Source organism: Streptomyces sp. NPDC097617, assembly GCF_044761485.1.
Taxonomy (GTDB): domain Bacteria; phylum Actinomycetota; class Actinomycetes; order Streptomycetales; family Streptomycetaceae; genus Streptomyces.
Genome location: NZ_JBIWCL010000024.1, coordinates 109700 through 128934, shown reverse-complemented (window position 1 = coordinate 128934; position 19235 = coordinate 109700). Strand labels below are relative to the sequence as shown.

19 protein-coding genes and 2 pseudogenes are annotated in these 19235 nt (G+C 70.3%); 11 read left to right on the top strand and 10 right to left on the bottom strand.

From position 1 onward, the window contains the following. Positions 1-66: 66 nt before the first annotated feature. Positions 67-716 (top strand): annotated as a pseudogene (locus ACIQZO_RS31265) (fasciclin domain-containing protein). A gap of 254 nt (positions 717-970) precedes the next feature. Here the strand turns inward: ACIQZO_RS31265 and ACIQZO_RS31260 are convergent. After that, the gene (locus ACIQZO_RS31260) at positions 971-1846 is read right to left on the bottom strand and encodes a hypothetical protein (protein ID WP_403632526.1); all 876 of its coding nucleotides are present in this window, start codon (positions 1844-1846) and stop codon (positions 971-973) included. 146 nt (positions 1847-1992) lie between these two features. On the opposite strand from ACIQZO_RS31260, the gene ACIQZO_RS31255 reads away from it, so the two are divergent. The 3 genes from ACIQZO_RS31255 to ACIQZO_RS31245 all read left to right on the top strand — a co-directional run bounded on the left by ACIQZO_RS31255 (position 1993) and on the right by ACIQZO_RS31245 (position 3950). Then, positions 1993-2937, top strand: coding sequence for a DUF1353 domain-containing protein (locus ACIQZO_RS31255; RefSeq protein ID WP_403632524.1), 945 nt, complete (start codon positions 1993-1995; stop codon positions 2935-2937). 97 nt (positions 2938-3034) lie between these two features. Further along, a complete protein-coding gene (locus ACIQZO_RS31250; RefSeq protein WP_403632521.1) occupies positions 3035-3343 on the top strand; it encodes a hypothetical protein in 309 nt (102 codons plus the stop codon). A gap of 205 nt (positions 3344-3548) precedes the next feature. Then, a complete protein-coding gene (locus ACIQZO_RS31245) occupies positions 3549-3950 on the top strand; it encodes a DUF5958 family protein (RefSeq protein ID WP_403632518.1) in 402 nt (133 codons plus the stop codon). 95 nt (positions 3951-4045) lie between these two features. Here ACIQZO_RS31245 and ACIQZO_RS31240 read toward each other — a convergent pair whose 3' ends face one another. Further along, complete coding sequence (locus ACIQZO_RS31240; RefSeq protein WP_403632616.1) at positions 4046-4735, bottom strand: aspartate/glutamate racemase family protein; 690 nt, start codon at positions 4733-4735, stop codon at positions 4046-4048. 115 nt (positions 4736-4850) lie between these two features. Further along, positions 4851-5855: an SDR family NAD(P)-dependent oxidoreductase gene (locus ACIQZO_RS31235; protein ID WP_403632515.1), complete on the bottom strand. Its 1005-nt coding sequence runs from the start codon at positions 5853-5855 to the stop codon at positions 4851-4853. 258 nt (positions 5856-6113) lie between these two features. On the opposite strand from ACIQZO_RS31235, the gene ACIQZO_RS31230 reads away from it, so the two are divergent. After that, on the top strand, positions 6114-7271 hold the full coding sequence (locus ACIQZO_RS31230; RefSeq protein ID WP_403632512.1) for an FAD-dependent oxidoreductase: 1158 nt from the start codon (positions 6114-6116) through the stop codon (positions 7269-7271). 25 nt (positions 7272-7296) lie between these two features. Here the strand turns inward: ACIQZO_RS31230 and ACIQZO_RS31225 are convergent. The 5 genes and pseudogenes from ACIQZO_RS31225 to ACIQZO_RS31205 all read right to left on the bottom strand — a co-directional run bounded on the left by ACIQZO_RS31225 (position 7297) and on the right by ACIQZO_RS31205 (position 9535). Beyond that, positions 7297-7914, bottom strand: a pseudogene (locus ACIQZO_RS31225) (transposase). Between the two features lie 116 nt (positions 7915-8030). Next, a complete protein-coding gene (locus ACIQZO_RS31220) occupies positions 8031-8666 on the bottom strand; it encodes a VOC family protein (RefSeq protein WP_243339124.1) in 636 nt (211 codons plus the stop codon). A 98-nt stretch (positions 8667-8764) separates the two neighbouring features. Next, a complete protein-coding gene (locus ACIQZO_RS31215; RefSeq protein ID WP_403632509.1) occupies positions 8765-8896 on the bottom strand; it encodes a hypothetical protein in 132 nt (43 codons plus the stop codon). 55 nt (positions 8897-8951) lie between these two features. Next, positions 8952-9212 (bottom strand): hypothetical protein, encoded by a 261-nt coding sequence (locus tag ACIQZO_RS31210; RefSeq protein ID WP_403632507.1) that lies wholly within the window; start codon positions 9210-9212, stop codon positions 8952-8954. Next, the gene (locus ACIQZO_RS31205) at positions 9209-9535 is read right to left on the bottom strand and encodes a DUF6247 family protein (protein ID WP_403632505.1); all 327 of its coding nucleotides are present in this window, start codon (positions 9533-9535) and stop codon (positions 9209-9211) included. Before ACIQZO_RS31205 ends, ACIQZO_RS31210 begins: the two co-directional genes overlap by 4 nt. A 520-nt stretch (positions 9536-10055) precedes the next feature. Here ACIQZO_RS31205 and ACIQZO_RS31200 point away from each other — a divergent pair. Further along, positions 10056-11432: a DUF4157 domain-containing protein gene (locus ACIQZO_RS31200; protein ID WP_403632613.1), complete on the top strand. Its 1377-nt coding sequence runs from the start codon at positions 10056-10058 to the stop codon at positions 11430-11432. A gap of 182 nt (positions 11433-11614) precedes the next feature. Here the strand turns inward: ACIQZO_RS31200 and ACIQZO_RS31195 are convergent, their stop codons facing one another. Then, on the bottom strand, positions 11615-12715 hold the full coding sequence (locus ACIQZO_RS31195; protein WP_403632502.1) for a DUF402 domain-containing protein: 1101 nt from the start codon (positions 12713-12715) through the stop codon (positions 11615-11617). 793 nt (positions 12716-13508) lie between these two features. Here ACIQZO_RS31195 and ACIQZO_RS31190 point away from each other — a divergent pair. The 4 genes from ACIQZO_RS31190 (at position 13509) to ACIQZO_RS31175 (ending at position 16910) form a co-directional block, all read left to right on the top strand. Further along, complete coding sequence (locus ACIQZO_RS31190; RefSeq protein ID WP_403632499.1) at positions 13509-14720, top strand: acyl-CoA dehydrogenase; 1212 nt, start codon at positions 13509-13511, stop codon at positions 14718-14720. A 126-nt stretch (positions 14721-14846) separates the two neighbouring features. Further along, positions 14847-15305, top strand: coding sequence for an RrF2 family transcriptional regulator (locus tag ACIQZO_RS31185; protein WP_403632496.1), 459 nt, complete (start codon positions 14847-14849; stop codon positions 15303-15305). Positions 15306-15399: 94 nt separating this feature from the next. Next, a complete protein-coding gene (locus ACIQZO_RS31180) occupies positions 15400-15543 on the top strand; it encodes a putative leader peptide (RefSeq protein WP_403632493.1) in 144 nt (47 codons plus the stop codon). Positions 15544-15800: 257 nt separating this feature from the next. Continuing rightward, positions 15801-16910, top strand: coding sequence for an aliphatic sulfonate ABC transporter substrate-binding protein (locus ACIQZO_RS31175; RefSeq protein WP_403632490.1), 1110 nt, complete (start codon positions 15801-15803; stop codon positions 16908-16910). A gap of 109 nt (positions 16911-17019) precedes the next feature. Here the strand turns inward: ACIQZO_RS31175 and ACIQZO_RS31170 are convergent, their stop codons facing one another. Continuing rightward, positions 17020-18270, bottom strand: a complete 1251-nt coding sequence (locus ACIQZO_RS31170) for a saccharopine dehydrogenase C-terminal domain-containing protein (RefSeq protein ID WP_403632487.1) — start codon at positions 18268-18270, stop codon at positions 17020-17022. A gap of 103 nt (positions 18271-18373) precedes the next feature. Here ACIQZO_RS31170 and ACIQZO_RS31165 point away from each other — a divergent pair, with 103 nt between their 5' ends. Next, positions 18374-19153, top strand: a complete 780-nt coding sequence (locus tag ACIQZO_RS31165; RefSeq protein WP_403632484.1) for a TetR/AcrR family transcriptional regulator — start codon at positions 18374-18376, stop codon at positions 19151-19153. The last annotated feature ends 82 nt before the right edge of the window (positions 19154-19235 follow it).

Genomic DNA, 19235 nt, shown 5'->3' with positions numbered 1-19235 from the left:
TACGCGCCAAGACCTTTCTTCCCAGTCCCCGATGCACACCGATCCGGATTCCCCATGGAGAAAATCATGAACGCTCTTCGCTTCCGTCGTACCGCCCTCGCCGTTGCCACGGCGGCTGTTCTGCCCTTCGCGCTGACCGCCGCTCTGAGGACGGCAAGTCCTCGGACGCCGCGCCCGCCGCCTCGGCGAGCGCGGACGGATCCGGCCCGGAGACGGCCTCGTCCGAGCCCGCGACGGCGATGGACAAGCCGTTCGGCACAGCCTGTGCGGGCGTGCCCAAGGAAGGGGTGGGTTCGTTCGACGGCATGGCCAAGGACCCTGTGGCCACCGCCGCCTCGAACAACCCCGCCCTGTCGACCCTCGTCGCGGCCGTCAAGCAGGCCGGCCTGGTCGACACCCTGAACAACGCGAAGGACATCACCGTCTTCGCCCCGACCAACGACGCCTTCTCCAAGATCCCGAAGGCCGACCTGGACAAGGTCCTCACCGACAAGGCCACGCTCACCAAGATCCTCACTTACCACGTCGTCGGCCAGAAGCTCACCCCGAAGCAGCTGGAGAACGGCTCCTTCGACACCCTGGAGAAGGGCAGGATCGCCACGGCCGGCTCCGGTCAGAACTACAAGGTCAACGACACCTCCAACGTGGTCTGCGGCAACGTCCCCACCGCCAACGCCACCGTCTACATCGTCGACACCGTCCTGATGCCGAAGTAGTCGCATGGGGCACGACACCCGGCTCCTCTACGTCCCCAGCGGCCCTCGGGCCGGGCACCGGGTCCTGATCGGCGGGGGAAACGCGGTGCCCGCCGCCAGCACTTCCCGGTCACCGTGCCGGCGCCGGCCACCGTCTTGAGGCTGCGACGGCGCCTCCGGCACAACCGCTGGAACAGCTCCCACAGCTCATCCGGCGCAAGCCGTTCAACAATCCCCGCCACGACCGGCAGGCTACCCAAGCCGCCAAAGTGAGATCACTTCCAAGGCCGGCCCGGGCGGAAGGAACGGATGGCTCGGGCGAACAGGCCGAACCGGCGTGCCCACGTCGCCCCGCCGAGCCGATCGACGTACTGTCCGAGCTGTGGGTCGACAGCACGTCGGCCTGTCTCCAACTGGACGGTCAGTGCCAGTTGGTAGAGCTGCTCCAGCGCCACGGCCGCCAAGGCCGTGTCGTCATCCGGCAGGGGAACCGACAGTTCGTACCGGCCCGACGTCCGGTCCAGGACCAGGCGCACGCCGCTGACCGGGTGTTCCACGGTCGTCCCGTCCGCCGGGGCAGCCGTCTGCTGACCCAGGATCTCGCGGGCATGCCGCGCGATCCTGTCCCATGTGGCGAGGGCCGCGGCGGGGCCGGTCGGGGTGTCGTCCTCCCGGAAGGAAATCGCGTACCGTCCCGCCGTGCGCGCCTCGCCCAAGGTTGCTGCCGGGAGCGCGTCGTCCGTCGTTTCGTGGTCGCCCTCGATCGGAACGCGACTGCGCAACCACCTTTCGGCAGCGGCCCAGCCGCCCTCATCCGCACGGCCGAGCCAGCTCTGCAGCCGGTCCTCGGCCTCTGCCAGAGCCTCCCCGGAGTCAACGGCGCGCTCGATCCCGCCCTCCAGGTCCGCCAGCTCGGCCAGGTAGGCCGGATCGGCCAGATCGGCCGGTTCCCCCTTCGGCCTCGCTGCCGATCCCGAGGCCGGCAGCACTGCCTGCTCCCCCTCGGTGCGTACGACGTCGCCGGCCGGTCCCTCCGGACCGCAGTGCCGGGTCAGCACGAAGGAAGTACTGCTTCCGATCTCCTGGGCCTGCACGGCGAGCGCGTCCGGGCCCGGGCGCCAGGCCAGCGCGCACCGGAGATATCCGTGCACCGGGTCGGCCAGGTGCTCGTGGGCCTCGGCGAGATCCGCGAAGGTGTACAGATACCGGTCCCCGATGTCGTCGGCGAAGAGGAACCGGCGGCCGATCGCCGGAAGGTCAGGGGTACGAGCCCGTCTGGTGAGAGGGAGGTGTACGTATGTCCGCGTCCGACAGCGTCTCCGAGGTGCGACCCGAGTATCCGCTTGTCCCGCAGCCGTTCCGGTTCTACGACGGTGGCGTCGACGGGGTCGAAGGGGAACCGGAAGAGCTGGCCGCCCCTGGGTCCGCAGCCCGGATCGAACTGGACCGGTGCACCGAGGGGGGCCGGGAGCAGTTCAGGATGCTGCGCCGCATCGCCTACAACGACCGGCACTTCGGCGAGCTCCTGGTGCCCCGGCAGACCCGTACCTTCCTCAGCGACCTGACCTCGGTACCGGCACTCTTCACCTGGCTCGTGCCGAAGACCGGCGAACACCTTCCCGCGACGCTTCTGCACGACGGATTGATCCACCCGCTGGACGACACGACGTACACCTCGTCCAGGGGCCGCCTGGTGTTGCGCGTGGAGGCCGACCGCGTGCTGCGGGACGCGATGGCGGACGCCGGCACCAGGCTGATCCGGCGATGGATGATCTGGGCGGCGGTGACGTTGGCGACGATGCTCGACGGGAGGGGAACCGGCTGGTCGAAGGCGCGGACGTGGCGATACCGCGTACCCGTGGCCGTGACGCTCGTGGTAGTCGCGGTCCTGGGGTTCTGGGCGTTCGTGGACCTCTTCGACATCGCGATCGGCATCCCGAAGCTGCCGTGGATGGGCGACCGGCCCTGGTTCTGCGAACTCGCAGGCGGGCTCTCGGGCGCGGTCGTGATCCCACTGGCGCTGGCGCTGCTCTGGGGCCGTTTCCGGATCGCCGGCGCGATCGTGGGAGTGAGCATGGGGGTGCTGCTGTATGTCGCGGTCGCACTTCTCCTCATCACCGCGATCTACCAAGGGCTGGAGTGGGTGACGACGTGGATGCCGAAGATCCTGGCACTCGTGCTGGCGGGCGCCGGGACGCTGGTACTGCTGTCCGTATTCGCCGCAACGCTCTTCCTGCGATGAGGCGAGGGGCCACTCAGCGAGCGGGTCGGCATGCGGCCCACCTCGGTGGGCGAAGGGCGAAGCACATACGGATGCTGACACGGATGCGGAGCGAGCGATGGACCCCGTAACGGAGTTCCTGGTGACCCGTTTCGGCCGGTGTGCCTGCGGTTGGAACTGGTCGGAGGGAGAGGGCGATCGTGACGGCGGGGTCGTCGATGTGTGGTGCTGCGCCGCCCATTGCGTATCGACGGCGGACGCGACCGCCCGGTTGGTCGTTTCGGCTCTGCTCGACTGGCGTGACTGGATCGAGGACTTGGCCGAGCGCTTCTCCGCCTTGGCGCCGCCGCCGCCGTCACAGTCGCCGTCGCCGTCGCCGTCGGTCGCGTTCTCCTCCTCCTCCTCCTCATCCTCGCCCTCGTCGTGAGTGGGCGGTTCGCCAGTACCGTGGACGGAGGTCCGGGACCAGCCGCCGGCAGGACGCCCTCGCCGACCGGTTGTGCATGCGCACGCAGGTCTTCTGGCCATACTGGAACAGCGCTCGCAGCGACGCGGGAGCAGCGGCGCGCGACGGGCTTCGGTACGGCGGACAGTCCTGCGGCGGAGCATCGCCTGTCACACCGGAGGCAGTCATGACCGAACGAGACCTCATCCTGAACGAACTCGCCCAAGGGCTGCGCCAGATGTCGCGGGGCATCGAACGGTTCGACGCACTCAGCCAGGAAGAGCAGTCCGAGGCGCTCCTGTTCCTGCGCCATCACTGCGTGCAGGCCCGCGCCGTCGCTGAAGACGGGCCGGAGAGTATCCGCCGTTCCGGGCTGCGCCCGACGCATACGCCGGCGGTTCTGATCACTCGCGGCCCGATCGACCAGCAACTGGGGAAGATCGCCGGCCTCACGCCTGTCGACGAACGCCGCAAAGCCTTCCGTCTGCTGATCTCGGTACTCGCGGTCGCGGACGAGCGGCGCCGCGAGCGCTTCTGCTCCGGCGGATGCGGTCACTGGTGGCACGGACTGCCTGTCGCTGGCGGATGATGCCGGACCCCTTCCGTGCCGCGCCTGGCGGTGAGTTTGGCCGGCAGGGCCTCCATCCGCGGCTGGCCGTTCGGAAGCCGCGTGCCGAGGTCCCGCTAGCTGAGCGCGGCGTCCACGGCGGCCGCCGCATGGATTCGTGCCGTCGGGAAGACGGGCACCGGGCTGTCCTCGGCACCCACCAGCAGCTCGATCTCGGTGCAGCCGAGGACGATCCCCTGGGCGCCGGTCGCCACGAGGCCCGCGATGACCTCCCGGTACGCGGTCCGGGATTCCTCCCGTACGACACCGAGGCACAGCTCCTCGTAGATCACCCGGTGCACCAGGGCGCGCTCGGCGGGATCCGGCACGGACACGTCCAGTCCACCCGCCGCGAGCCGCCCCCGGTAGAAGTCCTGCTCCATCGTGAATGCCGTGCCCAGCAGGCCGACCCGTTGCAGGCCTTGGGCCCGCACCGCGTCCGCGGTGGCGTCGGCCAAGTGCAGCAAAGGAATTGAGACGGCCGCCTGCACTAGGTCGGCGACCTTGTGCATCGTGTTCGTGCACAGGAGTACGAGGTCCGCGCCCGCGGCCTCCACCGAACGGGCGGCCGCCGCCAGCACCTGGGCCGCCTCGTCCCATCGCCCCTGCGCCTGAAACTGTTCGATCTCCGCGAAGTCCACGGAGTACAGCACACAGCGCGCCGAGTGCAGTCCACCGAGCCGCTCGCGGGTGAACTCGTTCAGTAGCCGGTAGTACTCGGCCGTCGACTCCCAGCTCATTCCGCCGAGCAAGCCGATCGTCTTCATCGAAATGCCGTTCATAAGCATTTACCCTAGCAGTAAGCCTCATCCATAAGGATTACTTTGATTAGGTGGGGCGTGTGTGACCGAGCCCCGCGCGGATGCCCGGGGCTACCCGGGGCTACCCGAGGTTTGCGACGGGGTCGACGCCCGTCAGGGCGCAGCTGGTGTCCCACAATCGCGCCGCGACGGAGGCGTCGGCAAGGTGGTTCCAGATCACTTCGCGTCGGGGCTCGCCTCGCAGGCCGAACACGCGCGGCCCCCACAGCTGGCCCCCGCACACGGCCGGGTCGAGCATCGCTCGGACCGCCGGCCACGCGCCGGCATGCTTGCCCTGGACGAGGAGGGCCGCAGGTGCCGCGCTCAGCCGTGCACCGGCAGTCCTCACGTGGATCGGCGGCCGTGACGGGGTGAGGGAGTCCAGCGCGCCGCCGGGATGGACCACCACGCTCGCCATCGTGCTGCCGACGGCGCGCAGGCGGCGGTCGAGTTCGACACCGAAGTACATCTGCGCCAACTTGGAACGTCCGTAGGAACGCTTGGGCCGGTAGTCCTTCCCGGACTGCAGGTCGTCCAGGTCCAGCCGCTCCGACTTGGCCGCGAAGCTTCCCATGGTCACGACGCGGGCCGCCGGCGCAGCCGACAGCAGGGGCATCAGCCACCGGGTCAACGCGAAGTGCCCCAGGTGGTTCGTGCCGAACATGAGCTCGTGACCGTACCCCGTCTGCCTGCGCGGCGGGTCGGCGAGCGCAACGCCGGCGTTGTGGATGACCGCGTCAAGGCGTTCCACCCCCAGCGACTCCGCAGCTGATCTCAGCGACGAGAGGTCGGCGAGGTCCAGCCGAACGGCACGCACGCGCGCACCGGCGATACGTGCACGTATCGAGGCCATAGCGGCCTCGGCCTTCGCGGGATTCCGGCTGCCGAGGACGACGGTCGCTCCGGTTGCCGACAACTGCTCTGCGATGAAGTACCCGATGCCGGCGTTGCCGCCGGTGACCAGGAAGACGCTGCCATCGGCTCGCGGCAGCCGTTGGACGTTCCAGGGCAGGGCGTGGGATCCGGAAGATACGTGGAATGTGGAGGATCCGGAGGTTGCGGAGTTTGCAGAGGTTGCGGAGGGCATGGCGGCGGGGACTCCCTTACCGGTGACGAGCGGCTGCCGCTGCACGCGGGCAACTCGACACCCACAGTTCCAGTGGCCACCGACACATCGCCCACCGATCACCGACAGTCGCGCCAGTGGTGGCGGTGCCGCCGTGCCGGTTCGCCGTCGGGGTATCGGGGGCTGTCGGTCAGCTGTCGGTGGCTCGTCGGCGGGGCTTGGCACATTTTCGGGGACGGCCGACCCTCCACCGGGCGGCCCGATCCCGGAGGAGCCACCATGCACACTCCCGTCACGATCATCGGCGCAGGGCTCGGCGGTCTTACGCTGGCCCGCGTTCTGCACGTCCACGACATCCCGGTCACGGTCTACGAGGCCGAGCCCTCCCCGTCGGCGCGCATGCAGGGCGGGATGCTCGACATCCACGACTACAACGGGCAGCTCGCCCTCGAGGCGGCCGGCCTGATGGACGAGTTCCGCGCCATCATCATCGAAGGCCGCCAAGCGATGCGGGTCCTCGACACGGACGGGACCGTCCTGCTCGACAAGGCCGACGACGGCACGGGCGGCCGCCCCGAGGTGCAACGCGGTGAGCTACGACAGATCCTGCTCGACTCGCTGCCCGCCGGCACCGTCCGGTGGGGGCACAAAGTCACCGGCACCCGCACCCTCGGCGAGAGCCGCCACGAGGTGACGTTCACCGATGGCAGTACCGTCGTCACCAGCCTGCTGGTCGGCGCGGACGGCGCGTGGTCACGGGTACGGCCGCTGCTCACCGCCGCCACCCCCGAGTACGCCGGTACGTCGTTCGTCGAGACGTACCTTTTCCACGCCGATACCCGGCACCCGGCCGCTGCAAAGGCGGTCGGCGGCGGGATGCTGATGGCACCCTCGCCGGGGAAGGAGATCTTCGCGCACCGGGAGAGCGGTGACACCCTGCACACCTACGTGGCGCTGGCCAGGCCGCAGGACTGGTTCGCCGCCATCGACTTCACCGATGCCGCCGCGGCCACCGCCCGGATCGCGCAGGAGTTCGACGGCTGGGCGCCGGAACTCACCGCGCTCATCACCGATGGCGACACCGGGCCGGTCCTGCGTCCCCACTACGCTCTGCCGACCGGGCACCGCTGGGACCGGGTGCCCGGGGTGACCCTGCTCGGTGATGCCGCCCACCTCGCCGGCCCGAACGGTGAAGGCGCCAACCTCGCCATGCTCGACGGCGCCGAACTCGGCCGGGCGCTCGTCGCCCACCCCGATGACATCGAGGCCGCACTCACGGAGTACGAGCAGGCCATGTTCCCCCGTAGCAGCGAGGTCGTCACGTTCGACGGCTCCGAGATCCAGGAGTTCGGCACGGACAGCAACACGGCCCACGCCCTGATCGACATCATCACGGAGAGGGAGCGTGCGGGACGAGACGCCGTGACGGGTGGCTGACGGCGGCTAGGTTCTGTCTGTTTGGTCAGCTTCGTGCCCGGATGAGGATGGCGGCGAGGTGGAGCGCAGCCCGGTAGGCGATGGCGAGTTTGTCGCATCGTGTGGCCAGGCCGCGCCTCTGCTTCAGCTGTTTGATGCAGCGTTCGACGCTGTTCCGCTGCTGGTGGATCTCGGCGTCGAAGCCGGGCGGGCGGCCGCCTCCGCGTCCTCGCCGCAGGCGGTGGCCGATCTGGTCGGACGGCTGCGGAATGACCGCGCGGATCCCTCGTCTCCGCAGGTAGGTGCGGATGGCACGGGAGGAGGCTCGCTGCGGCCTTCGGCCCCTTTGCGCGTGCTCCGGCGGAATGCTGGTGGGCGCGGACGACGGTGGAGTCGACCGAGACGGTCCAGCCGGCCTCGTCACCGGCGTCCGCGGCCGCCGGCACGGCGGTCAGGATGTTCTGCAAGGTTGCGTCGACGGCCCATCTGATCAGCCGTTTGTGGGCGGTCTGGAACGGGCCGAGCTCGTCGGGCAGCTCCCGCCGGGGCGAGTTGGTGCGGTACTTACACGCGATGGCCTCGAGCGTTCGGCGGTGATCAGCCCCCCGCCGCCCACGGACCGGATCGGATCGGCCGGCATCAGCGGCTCGATCCGGCCCCACATCGCATCAGTGATCACTCATCGGGCAGACACATCCGATCAACTGCCCGATCACTCAAAGAGACACGCGCTGGTCAGGAGATCCCAGCCGGCGGCTCCCGCGGGGCAGTCGGCCCTGGTCAGATCGTGACCGGGCCGTGGGCGGTGGCGAACTCGACCGAGACCAGGCCCGGTTCCTCATCCTCGACCCAGGTAACGTCGATCTGGTCGAGGGGGTGGTCGGCCGGTTCGCCGAGGAATTCGGCGATGGAGGCGGCGTCGCCGGCGATGGAGACCCCGTGGATGGTGGTGGAGGTGCGCGGGTCGGCGCTCGGGCGCTCTTCGATGGGGACCGACCACTGAAGGAAGTAGGGCAGTTGCGGGTCCTCCAGCAGTTCCAGCAGGCCGATCTGCTTCCACCTCAGGTCGAACCCGTCGGGGCGGACGCGGTGGCCCTCGGCCGAGGTGCGGCCGAGGCGGGCCTCGACCGGGGCGATGTCGTCGACGGAGACCACCCAACCGAGCCAGCCGCCGCCCTCGGCGGCGCGGCGCGCGACCGCCTGGCCGAAGGGTGCGCGGTCGGCGGCGGGGTGGTCGAGTGTGGTGACGACCTCGACGTAGGTGCCGCCGCTCAGCGGGAGAATGAAATTGCGCGTGCCGAATCGCGGGTGCACGCCCCCGTCGACGAACCCGGCGCCGAGGGCCGATCCGATCCACTGGACGGTCGAGACGAAGCTGTCGCGGGCCACCGCGTAGGACACGTGATCAAGTCGCACTGCGCCATCATCACCCGGCAACCCGCACAAATCCCGACGCCACGCCCGCCGCCCCGGCCGCCGCCCCGGCCGCCGCCCCGGCCGCGTCCGCCGTGGATTCAGCCGTGGAGCGGATCGATCATCGTCATCCCGGCGGGGGAGGCCCGGTCGAAGCCAGGCAGCAGCGCTGCCGCCTCGTCGAGGCCCACGACCCGCTCGATCAGCCGCTGCGGGGCGACCGCTGCTGCCACAGGTTTTCGATCCGGCATGCAGCGCCATGCGCACCGCACTTCCAAGAGACAGGCTCTAGCCGAGCCAGACGATGTCGAGGACGGACACGCGGCGCAGGGGCCGGTTGATCCAGTAGATGACGGACAGCCGGCCCACGGACGCGATGCGCACGTCCTCGCCCTCGGCGTCGCCGGTGTCCCACTGCGGAAAACCCCAGGGCCCCGCGGCCGCGGTGTCCAGGACGTCCCACGCCGTCTGCTCGGCATGTTCGGGGAGGGCGGTGAACACCTTCGCCGCCTGCGGGGAGAGCCGGACCGCGTACGGAGTACCGGTCACCGACGTCGGCTCCGGGTCCGGTCCCCGTTCCGCAGTTCTCCCATGCCGATGAACCCGGCCTCGTCGTCGCGGTCGGAAGCCTGGAACGCGTCGACCGCGGGGGCGGAGGCGATACGGGCCTGCCAGGTGTTGACGACCTCGTACAGCGTGGTGAGGGAGAAGGTGCGGCGGGACTCCTCCAGCGCCGTCACCCACTCCTGCTCGAAGGCCGGCACCCACCGTGCGGCGCGGTGGTCGGCACGCAGCAGGGCGAGGAGTTCGGCCGGGGCGCCGGGCGCGGGCGCGTACGGCGGAAGGGGTACGTGGTCGGGCTGCGCACTCATCGGCTGGTCCTCCCGGCGGGTCCTACCCGTCACGATAGCCGTCACCGCAGTGCCGGAAGGACGGATCGGCGCTCACCGTCCCGATACGCCGGGCCGCCCCGCCCGACCCTGACGGTGATCCCTTCCAGCACCCGCGGGCGTGCGCTCGGGGGCCTGTGGAAGTACGGCTCGGCGAGCTGCGTGAGGCGTCCGCCTCGGAGTGTGCGGTCCGGGTAGGCCCGTCGAACCATCACCGTTGCCGCGCACTGTGGTTGGGGGCCGGTGGGGTCGTCACGGTAGGGCGTTGGCTTCACGTCGGCGAGGTAGCTGATAATACTTCAGACCCCCTGGTCACGACCGGTGACCGCCCCTGGGGGGCATGGCCGGGCAGCCGTACGACGCGGCTGCCCCGACGTATGGAGAAGGCGATCGCGTGAGCCCCAAGCACCCCCGCCCGGCGCGGAAGACGGACGAACAATTACTGCAATCCTCCCGCACCGCCGCGACTCCGCAGCAGGCGGCCGCGCCACCGGTGGGGCTGATGGGGATGCAGGCCACTGCGGGCAACGCCGCAGTCGTCCAGATGCTCCGTCGGGCCGGTCAGGTCCGGGGCCACGAGCAGCACCAGCACACCGACGGATGCGGACACCAGCAGGCCGAGCAGCCCGCGGTGCAGCGCTCCGCCGTCCACGACGTCCTGCGCACGCCCGGACGCCCCATGGACCACGCCACCCGCACTGACATGGAGTCCCGGCTCGGCGCGGACTTCTCCGATGTCCGTCTCCACGAGGGCAGCGCCGCGAAGGCCTCCGCCGCCGAGGTCGGCGCCCGCGCCTACACCTCCGGCAGTCACGTCGTGATCGGCGACGGCGGTAGCGACAAGCACACCCTCGCCCACGAGCTCACCCACGTCATCCAGCAGCGTCAGGGACCCGTCGCGGGCACCGACAACGGAACGGGGCTGAAGGTCTCGGACCCGTCGGACCGCTTCGAGCGCGAAGCGGAAGCGAATGCCAGTCGGGTCATGGCGGCCGGCCACCAGGCCGCCGCGAACGTCCAGCGTCATACGGCGCCCTCCCCCGCCTCGGGCGCTCGCCCCTCCGTGCAGCGCGTCGAGAACCCGCAGGAGCGAATGACCGTCGAGTACTGGCAGGACAAGGCAGGCATGGGCGGGGCCAGCAGCAAGGCCGCGAAGGACCGGGGCGCGCAGATAGCCGCGTCCAAGGCGAGCGCGAAGAAGTTCAAGGCCACCAAGCCGCCGCGCTCGATCGACGAGATCGTCAGGACCGTCGGCCCCAATCTTCTGGACGACCTGGGGAAGATGGGGGAGGACGCCGGTCGGATGGAGCTGTACAGGTCCATGAGTTTCGAGGAGGCCCACAGCGCTCTGACCTACTGGGGAAACGCATCCGCCCGGAACGAACTGCTGGAGTACATCACCCCCCGCACGGGATCGGGCAAGGAATTCCGGGAGAAGGGAATCACCGGATTGACCATCGGGGCGCATCTCGGCGACCAGGGCCAGGCCGATGGATACTACGAAACCCAGGGCGATTCCTACGCGGTCCAGCTGAAATTCACGCTGAAGCCCGGCGCCCATGAACTCCTCTTCCATCAGGACCACATGGCTCTCGGGCCGGGGTACAAGAACGACCTGATCCGCAAGGCGAACAAGGACGGCGGGGACTACAAGAACGCGAGCTCGAACGAGGGCACACTCGGCGGGTACATCGGTGTGAAGGCCGAGGACAAGGAACCGTACAGCCTGGGCATCGCGCAGGGGAACAACGGCAAGAACGGTAGGGAGCTCGGCGCGAGTCAGCTACTTTTCCAGCTCTTCGTCGAAAATGTCGAACTCGTGAAGAACCGGTCAGGGCAAGAGCTGCCCTCACCGCAGCAGGAAGCCATAGCCGCGTAGTCGCGCACTGCCAGGGATGTCCCGGACCAATCCCGGATCCGGACCGGACCGGACCCGGACCCGGACCGGGACCGGGACCGGGACATCCGCGGTGTCCTCGCTGGATCGAGCCTTACCCGTTGAACGCGACCGTCCATCCGTCTATCCGGCCGGCCGACCGGCCGACCGGCCGACGCAGCGGTTCAGCCGTCCTCGGATGCCACCCTCACCGCGGCCGGCCCGAGGTACGGCGTGGGCCATGTCGGCTCCCACCGCCAGGCCGCCCACCGCTCCGCGTCCGCGAACACGCCGGAGCGTTCGGCGAGCATGGCCAGGATCTGGTCGCGCGCGGCATCCACGGCCTCGTGCTCGGCGTCGGAGACGATGCCGAGCCGCCGTACGTGGGCGTACTCGTCCTCGTCCTTCCACTCCCAGCCGGAGAGGTCGGGCGCGATCACCAGGTCCACGGTGAGGTCGAAGGTGTCGAACCCGGCGGCCGTCCGGACGGTGGGCCGCTCGAAGTTGACGTACCAGTTCCACAGCCGCCGCCCGTCGCCGTCACCGTCGGGGATGTAGAAGGCATTGACGCTGAACCAGGCTGCCGGCGGCTTCCACAGCAGCAGGTCGGTCTCCTGCCACACCGCGGCCGCCAACTCCCACGCACCTGTCGCCATCTCATCGAACGCGTCCGTGCGCGCCGAACGGTCGCGGTCGTCCCGGGCCCGGGCGTACAGGGCGGGCCACCGGACCTCAGCCCCCGGGGCGCAGGCCGTCACCAGGGCTGCGTCGCTGTCGTCGAGGACCCGGAGGGCCTGCTCGCTCCACACCCGGCCCGAGCGGTGCACGTCACGCCGAACGACTGTCCGGCCAACCTCGAAGCTGCGCACCGGTCTCTCCTCGGTCGTGGACCGACCCCGCCGTCCGGCAGGGCCGGTCACCACCTCAGCGCTCCCGTGGGCCAGGAGTTCGAACTCCAGGTAGGTGAGATCCAGTTCGCGCCCGTCGACCTCGGCCAGCCGCCGCACGCGGTCGAGGCGGATGGCGTCGTCGACCCGGACGGGGTCAGGGTGCGGCGCCGGTTCCGGCTCACCTGCCGGCAGCGTTCTGGGGTCGAGGGAACGGATCTCCGGGCGGATGCCGTGCGCCTCCATCAGCGCCACGGGGTCGACGTCCGCCGCCAGGTACACGAGGTACGCGACGCGTCCGCCATGGGTCGCGAAGGCGCCGGGCGGACGGTCTCCGACCAGCTGGAGGCGCGGGACCGGGGAGCGGTGGACGGCGGGAGCGGGAATGGCAGTGGTCACGATGAGCCCCTTCGGCTGCACGGATCGAGGTACGGATACCGGGTGTTCGAGCGAGCGCGACAGGGCGAGCAGTCTCCGTAACGGAGTCGACCGCGGGGGTCGGCGCGGCGCGCACCGGGCGGACCCGTGCGGCTCGAGGACCGGTGTCTCGGACGGCGTGGCGCACGGATGCGAGGTGGTAGCCGGATCACCGGCGCGCGTCGGGGAAACGCCCTGTCGAAGAGCCCTAAACGGGTCGGCAGACGGCGCTGGCGACGCGACGGAAGTCAACGTGCCTGCGGCGTACGAGCAACGGCTGCGACGGGGACATGACCACATCGTGAAGTGCGCGGCAGGCGCACGTCAATACTTCCCTACTGATTCCATAGGAAATATTGAGCGAAGGGGCCTGCCCTCTCCTGCCGCCGCGGCGGATCCCCGCCCCGGCGTGCGGGCCGCTGTCGGGTATCGAGGCATACGCCCCCCCGACCTGCACCGTCTCGCACCTCAAGATCGAACTGTCCATCATCCGGTCACGCTCTTGCCGGGAAGGTGGCTTCGGGCGAGTATCCCTATCAATCCGATGGGAAACATGGGGAAGCGGGAATCGGTGCAACCGGGCCGGGGCGGTGCCACGCCTGAGCGCGCGTGGACCGGGCGCGGCGCGGCGGTACGGACAGGTGCCCCCTGCCTCCCAGCCACCGGCCGAAGCCACCCGACAACGTCCCGGAGTAGCCGACATGACCACCGCCGTCCCCCATGGCACCGCTGTCCGCCCAGCCCCCGTACCGCACGGCGGCAGCGGGTCCTGCCGGTGACGCCCGCGCCGACGACATCCGGCCCCACCGGCTCCCGGCCCGCCGACGAGCGGAGCCGCGCGCTCCTGCGGTCCGCCCGCGACGTGGCGGACGACCTCGCCGCGGACGCCATCGTCCGCGATCAGGCGGGCCGGCCGCCGTTCGACGAGGCGGCCCGTCTGCGCGAGGCCGGCCTGCCGGCGGCCCTCACCCCGCCCGGGCCCGGCCGCGGGGTGGACTGGGCCACCGGATGCGCCGTCGTACGGGAGATCGCCGCGGCCGACAGCTCTGTCGGGGACATGCTCGCCCGCCACTACGTACACACCTGGAGCGGACGCTTCTACGCGGGTCACGAGCACGCGTCCGCCCTCGAAGAGGAGTCGGTCCGCGAGCAGTGGCTGTGGAGCGGGACGGTCGGAACTCCCGCACCCCACACCGTCTCCGAACGACCGGACCTCACGCTGAGGCCGCACGCCACCGGCTACCTGCTGGACGGGCGGCGGTCCGTCGACACGGCGGTGTCCACGGCCGACCAGATCGTGGTGGACGCCGTCTGCGCCGCGAGCGGTGACGTCCTGGTCGTACGGATCCCGCCCGGCGCACAGGGCGTGAGCGTCGAACCGGCCCACGATCGCCTCGGGCAGCGGGTCGCCGGCGCGGGCGAGGTCCTCGTGAACAGGGTCGCCATCGCCCCGGGGCATGTGCTGGGCCGCCGACCGCACGACGAGGAGTCCACTGCGCCCTTCACCGCGCTCGCGGAGCCTGCCCTGCGGCTCGCCCTGTGCCACGTGGGCCTCGGCATCGCCGAGGGTGCCCTCACCGAAGCGCGCGATCTCAGCAGGGGCGGCCGCGCGTACCGGCTGCCCGGCGAGGACCCGGACCTCTTCCTGACGTACGGGGAACTCGCCTCGGCCGCCCAGACGGCCACCGCCGTGGTCGACCGGGCGACGGAGGTGATGGCGCAGGCCCTCGCCACCGGCGCACAGCTCGACGCCGAGGTACCCGCGGGCGTCGCCGCCCTGGTCGCCACGGCCGAGACCGTGATGTCGAGGGCCGCCCTGCACATCACCGCCCGGGTGCTGGAGCTCGCAGACGCTCCGGGCCTGGACCGGTTCTGGCGCAACGCCCGGGTCCTGACGGCCCACCGCCCGGTCGCGCACCGTCTTCGCTCCATCGGCGAGCACTACCTCAACGGCTCCCACCACCCGGCGGCGGCAGCCTTCCCTTGACCGACAGGGCCGCCCAGGCCACGGATCCGCGGCCTGGGCCCCCGCCCGACGGGCACGACCACCCGCCCGGCAGCCCGCGGCCACCCGTGGCCGACGCCGGCTTCGTCCATGCCGGATAATGTCCCTATGCGGATCTCAGCCAGGGCGGACTATGCGGTACGTGCCGCGCTGCAACTCGCCGCGTCACAGGATGACGGGCCGGTGAAGGCCGAAGCCATCGCAGGCGCCCAGGACATACCGCACAAGTTCCTCGAGGGCATCCTGAACGATATGCGGCGGGGCGGTCTCGTGCTCAGCCAGCGCGGCGGCAACGGCGGCTACCGGCTGGCCAGGCCCGCGCAGTCCATCAGCATCGCGGATGTCATCCGCATCGTGGACGGACCGCTCGTCTCGGTGCGGGGGGTACGTCCACCGGACCTCTCCTACACCGGCCCCGCCGAGTCGCTGCTCCCCCTGTGGATCGCGCTGCGGGCCAACGTGCGCGAGATCCTCGACGGCGTGTCCCTCGCCGACGTCGCGTCGTCCGATCTGCCGTCGGCCGTATCGGCGCTCGCCGAAACCCCCGGGGCCTGGACCAATCCCTGACCCCTGCACGCCCCACCTGCACGTTCTCACATAGCGAGAAATCAGAGTCCACCATGCGGTCACCCTCTTGGGGTGGCTGCTCACCTCTGCCAAGATGCCTACCAACCAGGTGGGAAAACTAGGAATCAGGGGCGTGGCCGTGCGAACACTGCATCACGCAGGCCGGATTACGCCTCTGACCTCCCGTCGGCACATCGACCTGGTCCGCACCTCCAGCGCCATCTGTCAGCCCCGCTGACAGTCTTCGCCTGGCTCGACCCCTGCGTAGTGCGCCACCGGGCGATGTCCCGGTCCGCGCTCTCTCGACCGGGCGGGCCCCACGGCCGAACCCACCGACCGCGCGCGTTCCGGCGCGGGCGTCCGACACCTTCCCGTTCCTCAGCCTGCGACCGCGAACCGCCGCCGCCGGCCGGGAGCGTGTGTCCTGTGCGCCGACGGCTTCGCACCATCGATCTCCGCAGCTCCCTGAACACCACCCCGTGAAAGGACACCCCCGTGTCTGCCGCCAGACCGCTCACCATCCTGCGCGCCATCGCCGTCACAGCGACGCTTCCCCTGCTGCTCACCGCCTGCGGCTACGGTTCCGAGGCGAAGAAGGACGAGCCGAAGGCCGCCGACAGTGCCGGTGCCGGCAAGAAGCTCTCGGCCCCCGAGGTCCGGATCGGGTACTTCCCCAACCTGACACACGCCACCGCACTGGTCGGCCTCCAGGAAGGCCTGATCGAGAAGGAACTCAGCGGCACGAAGATCAAGCCGCAGTCCTTCAACGCCGGCCCCTCCGAGATCGAAGCCCTCAACGGCGGCTCTCTCGACATCGGGTTCATCGGCCCCTCCCCCTCGATCAACGGCTACGTCAAGTCCAAGGGCTCCAACCTGCGCATCATCTCCGGCTCCGCCTCCGGCGGCGTCAAGCTCGTCGTGAACCCGGACAGGATCAAAACCCTCGACGACCTCAAGGGCAAGAAGATCGCCACCCCCCAGAAGGGGAACACCCAGGACGTCGCCTTCCTCAACTGGATCTCCGAGAAGGGCTGGACGGTCGACCCCGAATCCGGCAAGGGCGACGTCTCCGTCGTCCGCACCGACAACAAGGTCACCCCCGACGCCTTCAAGCAGGGCTCCATCGACGGCGCCTGGGTCCCCGAACCCACCGCCGCCAAACTCGTCTCCGACGGCGGCTCCGTCCTCCTCGACGAAACCGCCCTGTGGCCCGACAAGAAGTTCGTCATCACGAACATCATCGTGTCCCAGAAGTTCCTCAAGGAGCACCCCGACGTCGTCGAGGCCGTCCTGACCGGCACCGTCAGGACCAACGAGTGGATCAACGCCAACCCCGACAAGGCCAAGGCCTCCGCCAACGCCAAACTCGAGGCCGAAGGCGGCAAGCCCCTCGACCCGAAGGTCATCGACCCCGCCTGGCCCAGCATCCTCGTCACCGACGACCCGCTCGCCGACACCCTGAAGAAGCAGGCCGACCACGCCGTCAAGGCCAAGCTCATCGAGCAGCCCGACCTCGCCGGCATCTACGACCTCACCCTCCTCAACAAGGTCCTCAAAGCCGCCGGCAAACCCGCAGTCTCCGACGCCGGCCTCGGCGCCAAGTAACCCCGCGACGCAACACCTCAAGGGGATGACGAGCCGGTTCGGTTCGTCACCCCCTTGAGGTGTCACCCGGCACACCGGGTCGACGCCGCCGCTTTCGAGCGCCCGGTGGTCAGTGGTCCGCGGCCCGGTCCCCGGCGCTGTCTTCGCGCATGCCCCACGGGGAACCGTACGCGGTGAGCAGGTCGAGGAAGGGCAGCGGCGGCAGGGCCTCGGGGCCCAGCACGCCGGGCTGCGACCAGACTCCGGTGGCGAGGAGTTCGAGGGCCACCACCGGATTGACGGCGGTCTGCCAGACGACGGCCTGGGAGCCGTACTCGCCCATGGACCACTGGTTGTCGACCACGTGGTAGAGGTAGACCTCGCGGGGCAGGCCGTCCTTGGTGCCCTTGACCCAGGTCCCGGCGCAGGTCTTTCCGGTCATCCGGTCCCCGAGCGTCGCCGGGTCGGGCAGGCAGGCGGCGACCACGTCGCGGGGCGAGACCCGGACCTCGCTGCCGTCCTCGCCGCGGACCGCGACCCGGTCGGTGGAGTCCAGGCCCAGGGCGTGGAGGGTCTTGAGCTTGCCGATGAAGTCGTCGCCGAGGCCGTACTTGAAGGTGACCCGGCGGGCTCCGACCCAGCGCGGGATCAGCAGGACCTCCTCGTGTTCGACGTTGACGCACTCGACGGGGCCGATGCCCTCGGGGAAGTCGAAGACCTCCGGCTCACTGAACGGCTCGGTGGTGAACCAGCCGCGCTCGCGCTCGTAGACCACGGGCGGGTTCAGGCACTCCTCGATGGTCGTCCAGATGTTGAAGGACGGGGCGAAGTCGTACCCCTCGACGGTCAGGTTGGCGCCGTCGCGGATCCCGATCTCCTCGATCTCGTCGAAGAGCTCGTCGGCCGCGTAGCGGGCGAAGACGTCGGAGAGGCCGGGCTCGACCCCCATGCCGACGAGGGCCAGGCGCCCCGACTTCTCCCACTCCTCGGCCCGTTCGAACTGCGCGTCGCCGAGCTTCACCCCGCATTCGCTGTGCGGGTGGTCGGGGTGCGGCCGGGAGAGGGACATGGCCATGTCGACGTAGTGGCTGCCCGCCGCCAGCGCGGCGTTGAACAGCGGCATCACGAACCGCGGGTCGGTGGCGTTCATCAGGACGTCGCATCCGCGCTCGGTGAGCAGGATCGTGACCGCGGCCTCGTCGGAGGCGTCGACGCGGCAGGCGCTGAAGCGCTGCTCCTCACCGCCGAGGGCCGCGACGGCGGCCTCGGCGCGAGCCAGGTCGTAGTCGGCGACGACGAAGTGGTCGAAGAAGCCGCGGCGGGCGGCGATCTTGGTGATCGCGCTCCCGACACCGCCGGCACCCACAAGCAGAACACGCATGGCGAGGTCCTTTCTCTGTGAGGCGTGCGCCTCAGGGGGCTGATGCAACCGTTCGCCCCGAGTTAAGGTCAATGGTGTTGGCATAAGAGTGGGAGGACAGGCGATGGCGAAGGACGTGGTTCCGGAGGAGGCCCGCAGGCGGCGGCGCCCGACCCGGCAGGGGACGGTGCTCTCCGAGCGGTTGATCGTCGAGACGGCCCTGCGGATGGTGCGCGAGCACGGCAGCGCGGGCCTGTCGGCCCGGCGGCTGGGCGCCGCCCTCGGGGCGGACCCCAGCACCCTGTACCGGTATTTCGACGGGATGGACGGACTGACCCTGGCCATTGGCGAGGAGCTGATCGGACGGGCGCTCGCGGGCTGGGCCCCCACCGGACACTGGCGCGAGGACCTGCGCGCGCTCGGACTCCGCATCCACGGCGCGTACCTCGCCCATCCGCAGGCCGCGCTGCTGACCGCGAGCCGGGTGACCGGCAGGCCGCGCGAGATCGCGACCGACGAGGCGATCCTCGCCAGTCTGCGCGGCGCGGGCTTCGCGGACCCGGACGCCGTACGGATCTACCACGCGTACATCGACCAGGCCCTGGCCTTCGCGGCGCTCGACGCGGGGTCCCTCGCTCTGACCGACAAGGCGAGGGAGTCGGACGAGGAACGGTGGGAGTCGACGTACGCCCGGCTGCCGGCCGAGACCTACCCGAACATCGCGGCCACGGCCGGGCTGCTCGCCGCCCGGATGCCGCACAGCGCCTACCCGGTCGCGCTGGAGATGCTGCTGGACACCGCCGAGAGGCAGCTGGCGGACGCGGCCGGGGGTTCTGCGGGCGACGGGGGCTCCGGGGGCACGGCGGGCAGCGGGAGCGAGGGCGCGGCGGGAGGTCGTGGCTGATCCGACACGGGATGTCATGACTGATCCGGCGCGGCGGGTGCGCTTACGCCAACACCATTGACCCACTGTGGGGCACACGGGT

Bases quoted from the DNA above. Each gene is read 5' to 3' on its own strand.
- ACIQZO_RS31255 (WP_403632524.1), top strand. From the start codon at position 1,993: ATGTCCGCGTCCGACAGCGTCTCCGAGGTGCGACCCGAGTATCCGCTT.
- ACIQZO_RS31250 (WP_403632521.1), top strand. From the start codon at position 3,035: ATGGACCCCGTAACGGAGTTCCTGGTGACCCGTTTCGGCCGGTGTGCC.
- ACIQZO_RS31245 (WP_403632518.1), top strand. From the start codon at position 3,549: ATGACCGAACGAGACCTCATCCTGAACGAACTCGCCCAAGGGCTGCGC.
- ACIQZO_RS31240 (WP_403632616.1), bottom strand. From the start codon at position 4,735: ATGAAGACGATCGGCTTGCTCGGCGGAATGAGCTGGGAGTCGACGGCC.
- ACIQZO_RS31235 (WP_403632515.1), bottom strand. From the start codon at position 5,855: ATGCCCTCCGCAACCTCTGCAAACTCCGCAACCTCCGGATCCTCCACA.
- ACIQZO_RS31230 (WP_403632512.1), top strand. From the start codon at position 6,114: ATGCACACTCCCGTCACGATCATCGGCGCAGGGCTCGGCGGTCTTACG.
- ACIQZO_RS31205 (WP_403632505.1), bottom strand. From the start codon at position 9,535: ATGAGTGCGCAGCCCGACCACGTACCCCTTCCGCCGTACGCGCCCGCG.
- ACIQZO_RS31200 (WP_403632613.1), top strand. From the start codon at position 10,056: ATGGGGATGCAGGCCACTGCGGGCAACGCCGCAGTCGTCCAGATGCTC.
- ACIQZO_RS31185 (WP_403632496.1), top strand. From the start codon at position 14,847: ATGCGGATCTCAGCCAGGGCGGACTATGCGGTACGTGCCGCGCTGCAA.
- ACIQZO_RS31180 (WP_403632493.1), top strand. From the start codon at position 15,400: ATGCCTACCAACCAGGTGGGAAAACTAGGAATCAGGGGCGTGGCCGTG.
- ACIQZO_RS31170 (WP_403632487.1), bottom strand. From the start codon at position 18,270: ATGCGTGTTCTGCTTGTGGGTGCCGGCGGTGTCGGGAGCGCGATCACC.
- ACIQZO_RS31165 (WP_403632484.1), top strand. From the start codon at position 18,374: ATGGCGAAGGACGTGGTTCCGGAGGAGGCCCGCAGGCGGCGGCGCCCG.